Annotated in this window: 6 protein-coding genes and 1 pseudogene; 1 reads left to right on the top strand and 6 read right to left on the bottom strand. The window is 72.1% G+C overall.

The window, feature by feature from the left end:
- The 5 genes from SSNG_RS42695 to SSNG_RS34635 form a co-directional block, all read right to left on the bottom strand.
- Window positions 1–338: hypothetical protein (locus SSNG_RS42695; RefSeq protein ID WP_042804784.1), on the bottom strand; the 338-nt coding region annotated here is incomplete at its 3' end.
- Between the two features lie 273 nt (window positions 339–611).
- Complete coding sequence (locus tag SSNG_RS34650; protein WP_007268631.1) at window positions 612–1,931, bottom strand: UDP-glucose/GDP-mannose dehydrogenase family protein; 1,320 nt, start codon at window positions 1,929–1,931, stop codon at window positions 612–614.
- A 73-nt stretch (window positions 1,932–2,004) separates the two neighbouring features.
- On the bottom strand, window positions 2,005–2,442 hold the full coding sequence (locus SSNG_RS34645; protein WP_007268630.1) for an NUDIX domain-containing protein: 438 nt from the start codon (window positions 2,440–2,442) through the stop codon (window positions 2,005–2,007).
- A gap of 28 nt (window positions 2,443–2,470) precedes the next feature.
- Window positions 2,471–3,154, bottom strand: a complete 684-nt coding sequence (locus SSNG_RS34640) for an asparagine synthase-related protein (protein ID WP_042804641.1) — start codon at window positions 3,152–3,154, stop codon at window positions 2,471–2,473.
- Window positions 3,154–4,236, bottom strand: a complete 1,083-nt coding sequence (locus tag SSNG_RS34635) for an asparagine synthetase B (RefSeq protein WP_007268629.1) — start codon at window positions 4,234–4,236, stop codon at window positions 3,154–3,156. Before SSNG_RS34635 ends, SSNG_RS34640 begins: the two co-directional genes overlap by 1 nt.
- A 332-nt stretch (window positions 4,237–4,568) precedes the next feature.
- On the opposite strand from SSNG_RS34635, the gene SSNG_RS34630 reads away from it, so the two are divergent.
- Entirely contained in the window at window positions 4,569–5,963 is a 1,395-nt protein-coding gene (locus SSNG_RS34630; RefSeq protein WP_007268628.1) for a hypothetical protein, read from the top strand.
- A gap of 236 nt (window positions 5,964–6,199) precedes the next feature.
- Here the strand turns inward: SSNG_RS34630 and SSNG_RS34625 are convergent.
- Window positions 6,200–7,144: pseudogene (locus SSNG_RS34625) on the bottom strand (hypothetical protein); the annotation flags it as partial.

Here is a 7,144-nt window from a genome sequence, read left to right as displayed (position 1 = left end):
AGCACGCGGTTGGCGGCGCTGTAGGCCCGCGCGGAGGCCTGCCGGTACGGCAGGACCGTCACCGCGGCCGCGGCGTCGTGCAGACGGTCGAAGTGTGCGGCGTAGTGCGGGGCGACCATCCTCGCGCGGTAGTCGTGCGACGGGAGGACGACCTCCAGCCGGCCACCGGCTTCCAGGACGAGCTCCGCGAACAGGGCGTCGGCCCCCTCCGCCAGGCAGGAGAGGCCGGTCAGCCCGCCGGCGGACGAGCGCGCGAGGACGGCGCGCAGGGAGTCCGCGATGGCGGCCGTCCGCGCCGGATCGATGCGCACGTGCCCGGTGACGGCGACCGTCGCCACGTCCCACCCCCGAAAAGGCCTCGTCCGGCCGTAGGTTCCGGCCGAACGATAGCCGGTGCGACGGCGCGAACCCGGCGCCCGGGGGCTGGGGACGTCTTGTCTGCGAGTCGACTGAGATGACCGTAGGCAGGCACCTCCTCGGCTCGTGCCGCGCCGGTTTCTCGGCTTTGCCCAGAAAACAGCCCCTTCCGCCCCTGTCGGCCTGTGGCGAATGGTGAACACAGGGCCGTGACCAGTGCGAATTCCTGGTCACGGCCCCGTGGTGTGAGGGGCTCAGGGGCGGCCGAGGGCTCGGGACGTCCAGCCGGCCTCGCGCCACTGTCCGACGTTGAGGGTGCCGCGGGCGTCGATGACCTTGGGGCTGGTGGTGCGGGTGGCGAGGCGCTTGGGGTCGATGGTGGTGTAGTGGTGCCACTCGGTGAGGTGGAGGAGGAGGTCGGCGTCGTCGACGGCGGCGATGGGGTCTTCGACGTAGTCGAGGTCGGGGTGGAGCTTGCGGGCGTTGTCGAGGGCCTTGGGGTCGGTGACGGTGACGGTGGCGCCGAGGTCGTGGAGGGCCTGGGCGACGGCGAGGGCGGGTGAGTCGCGGATGTCGTCGGTCTCGGGCTTGAAGGCGGCGCCCCAGATGGTGATCCGCTTGCCGCGCAGGTCACCTCCGAGTTCTTCGTGGGCGAGGTCGATGACGCGCCGGCGGCGGCGGGCGTTGACGGCGGCGGCTTCGCGGAGGATGCCGACGGCCTGGCCGGCGTCGAGGTCGTCGGCGCGGTTGATGAAGCCGGCGAGGTCCTTGGGCAGGCAGCCGCCGCCGAAGCCGAGGCCGGGCCGCATGCCGTGGCGGCCGATGCGATGGTCGTGGCCGAGGATGTCGGCGAGCTCGGCGATGTTGGCGCCGGAGGCTTCACAGACCTCGGCCATCGCGTTGATGAAGGAGATCTTGGTGCCGAGGAAGGAGTTCGCGGCGCCCTTGGCGAGCTCGGCGGTGGCCCAGTCCGTGACGATGGTCGGCGTCCCCGACTCGATGATCTTCTCGAACGCCTGCCGCAGCAGGGCCTCAGCCCAGGAGTGGGGGGTGTTGAAGCCCAGGACGAGGCGGTCGGGGCGGAGGGTGTCGTCGACCGCGAAGGATTCGCGGAGGAACTCGGGGTTCCAGGCGACCTCGACGAGGTCCCCGGCGGGCGCGTATGCGCGCAGGACCTCGGCGACGCGGGGTGCGGTGCCGACGGGGACGGTGGACTTGACCGCGACGACGGCCGGGCGGGTGAGTCCGGGGGCCAGCCGGCGGACGGCGTCGAAGAGATAGGTGAGGTCGTAGGCGTCGGTGCCGGGCTGGTTCGGGGTGCCGACCCCGATGAAGTGCAGGTCGGCGAACTCCGCGACCTCGCCATAGGAGGCCGTGAAGCGAAGGCGGCCGGACGTCGTGTGCTTGGCGAGGAGGCCGTCGAGGTCGCGCTCGAAGAACGGGGCCTTGCCGCTGTTAAGGCTGTGGATCTTGTCGATGTCGGAGTCCATGCCCAGGACCTCGTGGCCGAGCTCGGCCATGCAGGCGGCGTGGGTGGCGCCGAGGTAGCCGCATCCGATGACGGTCATCTTCATGCTCGGGGTCGTCCCTTCGGGTGGGGCCGCCGCTGGCGGCCCCACCCTTGCCCCGCTCGGAAGGGCGGGGTGATCAGGAGGGCCCGGCGGCCAGGTAGCGGTAGATCCCGTCCCGGATGAACGGAGGGATCGTGAGGATGTCGAGGTAGTCGGGGGCGAAGAACTGGAGCTTGACGCCCTCGGCGAGAAGGAGGCCCGTCTCGTCGCCGTCCCAGGCGGCTGCGAAGAAGGTGATGATCTGCCCGGAGCCGCGGTGGTCGGTGATCTCGAACAGCTCGGTCAGGTCATCGGGGATCAGGCCCGCTTCTTCGTCGAGCTCACGGAGGATCGCGCCGGCAGGGGACTCTCCTGGGTCGCAGCCTCCGCCCAGGACGGACCAGTGGGCGGGCCAGGCGATCTCGGGGAGGTCGTCGCGGAGGTGGAGGAGGACTTCGCCGCGGCGGTTGGTGATGATCGCGACGGCTCCGCGGGCGGCGGCCGGCTCCTCGATGGCGGTGTTCTCGGAGTGCATCCCCTCACCGTAGTAACGAAGTTGGGGATCACGCGGCAGCCCTCACCATCTGGTCCGAAAACCAGGCGGCTGCCATGAGGGCCTGCATGCGAGTGCGGTCGAAGCGGTCGCCGGGCTTCAAACCCCCCTCGAGAAGGGGGCGGAATCCAGGCGGGGCGTCGGTGAGGGCCATGCGGATCTGGGAGTCGGCCCAGGCCGCGAGGTTGTCGTTGAGCCAGGACGGGACCGGGGAGGCGAAGCCGAGCTTGTCCCTGCTGGCCCAGACCTCGCGGGGCAGGCCGAGGGCCTTGGCCGCGTCCCGCAGGATCCGCTTGCCCTGGGCCGGGCCGGTGATCTTGTGCTCGACCGGCAGGCGGTAGGACAGCTCGACCAGGTCGCGGGCCAGGTAGGGGGATCGGCGTTCGAGCGCGTAGGCGGAGGCGAGCTTGTCGCTGGTCATCACCAGCGGCCTCCAGGCCGTGGCCAGGTCCGACAGCGTCAGGCCCCGGGCCAGGTCGCCGCCCGCGCGGGCCATCGCGTCGGCGACAAGGTCACGGAGGCGGCCGTCGGGGTCGGGGCCGCGGAGGATCAGCCGGGTGACGGCCTCCGCCGGGTCGAGGGGTTCGCCGGCGGTGTGCATGAGCTTGGCGGCCAGCGGCCGGTATGCCTCCAGCCCGGCGTTCAGGACAGCGTCGGGGCCGAAGAGGACCAGGGCCTGGCGGACGTAGCCCATCAGAACTCGTCCGGCCCGAGCCCGCCGACTACGACGCGAAGGCCGAGGTCGGCGATCTTCCGGTAGGCCATGTGCTCGGAGAACGTGGACGCGTTCCCCATGGGGTAGTCCAGGGCCCGCATCATGTGCGGCAGGGCCCGGGTGAAGTCGGCGTGGTCGGGTTCGACCACCACCAGCTCGGCCCCGATGTCCCGGGCGATCACAGCGGCCGTGGTGGACTCGTCCAGGCGGTCCTGGCCCGGGTAGCGGACCGTGACGCAGACCGGGGGCCGCATCAGGTAGGCCAGCACCGCCGAGTCCAGGCCGCCCGAGAGGAGGAGGGCGAAGTCGCAGGCCGGCGACCTGAGCGGGATCTGCTCGGCCAGGATCGTGGAGAACCTGGCCAGGGCCGCGTCGTAGGTGCCCGTGAACGGGGCCCGGTCCTCCAGGTGCCACCAGGTCATCTGGTCGATCGAGCCGGTGGTGACGTCGAACGTCAGCAGGGTCGCCGGGGCCAGCAGTTGGATGCCCTGGAACGGGGTGTCGACCCCGACGGGGGTCTCGATCGCGGTGACCTCGGGCCGTAAGACCAGCGGGGCCGGCCCGTAGCCGGTCAGGGTGGTGACCTCGGAGGCGAACGCGAGCCGGCCGCCGTCCAGACGCCAGTAGAGCGGCTTCTCGCCCAGCCGGTCGCGGGCCAGGAACAGCTTCGCGGTCCGCGGGTCGTGGACGGCGATGGCGAACATGCCGTCCAGGCCGTCCAGGCAGGACGGGCCGATCTTGGCCCAGGCCCGCAGCAGGAAGTGGGCGTCCGACTCCCGCTCGCCGACCTCGATGCCCCAGGCGGCGGCCTGGGTCCGCCAGTTGTAGATCTCTCCGTTGAAGGCCAGCAGGATCCCGGTGTCCCGGTCCAGGTAGGGGCCGGGCATGGCCTGCGGGTCGACGATCAGGAGGGTGTTCATGGCCAGCACCGCCCGCCCGTCCCGGGCGGCGGCGTGCATGGTGCCGTCCGGGCCGCGGTAGTGCTGCGAGTCGCCCATCGCGGCGACGGTCTTCTCGTGCCGGAGAGCGTCGCCCCCGGCCAGTCCTGCGATTCCGCACATCTGGTTCACCCCCGAGCGTGAAGTCGTGGTGCCTGGCGGGGGCCGCCCCCGAAAGTCCCTTCCCGGCGTCCCGGCGGCGGCCCGTGCCCTCATCACACCCGTCGGGACCGCATGCCTGGGAGGGCTCGCAAGGGGGCTCACAACTCGCAAGGCAGGTTCACCCAGGGTTCGCAGGGCAATACCCTCGGTGGCTCCAGACGCGGAGAGGCGAACGGTCTCCCCGTGCCCTGCCGGAATGCGTACGACTGAAAATGCCCAGTCGACACGGCCCGGCCTCGTGGCGTTTCCTCGTCGGCAGCCATGTTGCCGACCTGGTGGAAAAGGGGATTCGGGTGGCGTCGACCAGCCGCCGGAAGCGTCCGCCCAACGCGGACCTGGACCGGCTCATCGAGACCTGCGGCGCGAGCCACAAGTCTCTGGCCCTGCGGGTCAACCAGCTCGCCCAGCAGGCCGGGCTGGAGACGGACTACTCGCATACCTCCATCGCGAACTGGTGCCAGCGGGGCATGATCCCCAAGTGGCCGGTGCCCACATTCCTCGCGCAGGCCATCGCCGAACGGCTCGGCCGTCCGGTGGCCCTTGGCGAAATCGGTATGGGCGATGCAGAGACACCGGACGCGGATGTGGGGTTGGATTTCCCGCGGGACCGTGCTGACGCGGTCAAAGTGGCCACCTCGTTCTGGAGCTTCGTGAACCGCCGCGACTTCTTGACCGGATCCGGCTTCGCCGTCTCCGCGTTCACCACCCCCGTGACCCGCTGGCTGGTCGCCCCCGCCGACGAGGCCGCCGACGTCGCCGGCGGCAAGAAGCAGGTCGGCAGGGCCGACCTCGAAGAACTCCGGGACGCTGCCGACGAGGCCCGTCGCTGGGACTCCAAATACGGCGGCGGGAACTGGAAGGCCAACTCCGTCACCGTCTGCCTCCAGGAACGGGCCGCCCCGCTGCTGCGGGGCTCCTTCACCGACGCAGTCGGCCGCGACCTGTTCTCCGTCACCAGCGAGCTGTCCCGCCTGGCCGGGTGGACCGCCTTCGACGTGGGCCAGCACGACGTCGCCCAAAGGCACTTCATCCAGGCCCTCCGCCTGGCCCGCGCGGGCGGCGACGTCCAGCTCGGCTGCTATGTCCTGACCACCATGGCCATGCAGTCCCTGCTGCGGGGCTTCGGCTCCGAGGCCGTCGACATGGCCCAGGGCGCCTTCGAACGCGCCAAGGGCCAGGCCGCCCCGCGGGTCCTCGCGTTCACCAAGCTCATCGAGGCCCGGGCCCACGCCCGCGAGAGGGACGCCAGGGCCGCCTCACGGGCCTTGGCCGCCTCCGAGGACCTCCTGGGCCAGGCGGACGCTGCCGACGGTTCAGAGCCAGCCTGGATCGACTTCTATCACCACGCCAGGCTGTCGGCGGACGCCGCCGAGGTCTTCCGGGACCTGAAGAACCCCAAAGCGGCCCTGGCCTGGAACCAGCGGGCCGCCGCGATGCCGTCCGGCGTGTTCACCCGCTCCGTCGGAATGCGGCTCGCGATCGTGGGGACCGCCCACCTCCAAGCCCGCGACCTCGACCACGGCCTGGACCTGGGCAACCGGTCCGTGGACATCCTCGCCCGCGTCCAGTCGAGCCGGGCCAAGGACTACGTCCGCGAGTTCAACACCGCCCTCGCCCCCTGGCGGCGCGAGCCGGCCGTCCGCGAGTTCCTCCACCGCACCCGCACCGAACTCGGCATCGCGGCCTGATCACACCTCGCCGTGCGTCTTCAGGTTGAGGTCGTGGTCGGGTAGGTCATGGCGCTGCAGCCCGGTGACGGCCTCACATGACCATCGCGGGTGGTTCCCTTCGGCAGGGGCGCCCGTTGAGGAAAGCCGTCGGGGTCGAAGGTGCGGCCCGCCCGGGTGGACGGCGCGGGCGACGCCGGGCCCGCCGCTGCCCGGATCGCCTGGGTGGGGATCCGGGCGTTGCGCGCGGGCGGCTGTCAGGAGTGGGGTTCAGCGGGGGCGGGGTGGAGGCGGTTCCAGGCCGCGGGGAACATCTCGTGCAGGGGGGCGGGCGGCAGGATCCGGCCGAACGGGGAGCGGATGGTGTTGCCCCACAGCGGGCGCACCTCGTGCGTGGCCAGCTTGGCCGTTTCCAGGGGCAGGTGGGGCGACTTGAGCTCCATCCATTCCCCGGGCAGGAACAGGGTCCGGCCGGCTCGTGCCCGTTTGGCCTCCACGACGGCGCCCGTGGCGAGCAGTTCCGTCCGGACCTCGGTGTGCCGTTTGGTCGTCCAGCCGTTCCACCGGCGTACGTTCCGGTCGGTGGGGGCCGCCAGCGTCGCCAGCTGGAGGTAGAGCGCGGCCGCGTCGGCGCCTGTGCCCAGCCGTGCCGCGGCCCGGGCCACCAGGTCGGGGCAGGACTGCCGCGGGTCCGCTTCGTACGCGCCGGCCGGCACCGCCCCGGAGGCGGCCCGGCGCATCATGCGCTCCAGGCCGCCGCCGGCCAGCAGCGGCGCCACCCGGTCCAGTTCCTCCGTCAGATCGGTGAGCTCCCGTACCCGCTCCCACGCCTCGGGGTCGGCTACGGCCGCCGGCCGCAGGAAGGAGGCTCCGCCGGGCGCGCACACCACCAGGGGTCCCGAGTCGAACGCGGTCACCGGGACGGGCCCCTCCTCCTTGCGGGAGTCCATCGCCACCGGCAGCCGTGCGGGCCCGAACCGCTCCTCGATGTCCGCCGAGGTCTTCTGGACGCGTCCGCCGCCGAGCGGCAGCAGCAGCTCCGGGCGGTCCAGCTCCGCCCGCAGCCGCTCGTACAGGGCGGTCGCGCCGGCCACCGCGGGATCTCCCGCGGGACGGTCCGTCCACGCCCACACCAGCGCGCTCGCGATCTGCCCGAGGTCGAGGCCCACCGGGGTGCGGTAGGGCGGCTTCGGCCCGGCCGG

Origin of the sequence: Streptomyces sp. C (genome assembly GCF_000158895.1) — a bacterium.
Taxonomy (GTDB): domain Bacteria; phylum Actinomycetota; class Actinomycetes; order Streptomycetales; family Streptomycetaceae; genus Streptomyces; species Streptomyces racemochromogenes.
This window is presented reverse-complemented; position numbering and strand designations above follow the sequence as displayed.

Bases quoted from the DNA above. Each gene is read 5' to 3' on its own strand.
- SSNG_RS34650 (WP_007268631.1), bottom strand. From the start codon at position 1,931: ATGAAGATGACCGTCATCGGATGCGGCTACCTCGGCGCCACCCACGCC.
- SSNG_RS34645 (WP_007268630.1), bottom strand. From the start codon at position 2,442: ATGCACTCCGAGAACACCGCCATCGAGGAGCCGGCCGCCGCCCGCGGA.
- SSNG_RS34635 (WP_007268629.1), bottom strand. From the start codon at position 4,236: ATGTGCGGAATCGCAGGACTGGCCGGGGGCGACGCTCTCCGGCACGAG.
- SSNG_RS34640 (WP_042804641.1), bottom strand. From the start codon at position 3,154: ATGGGCTACGTCCGCCAGGCCCTGGTCCTCTTCGGCCCCGACGCTGTC.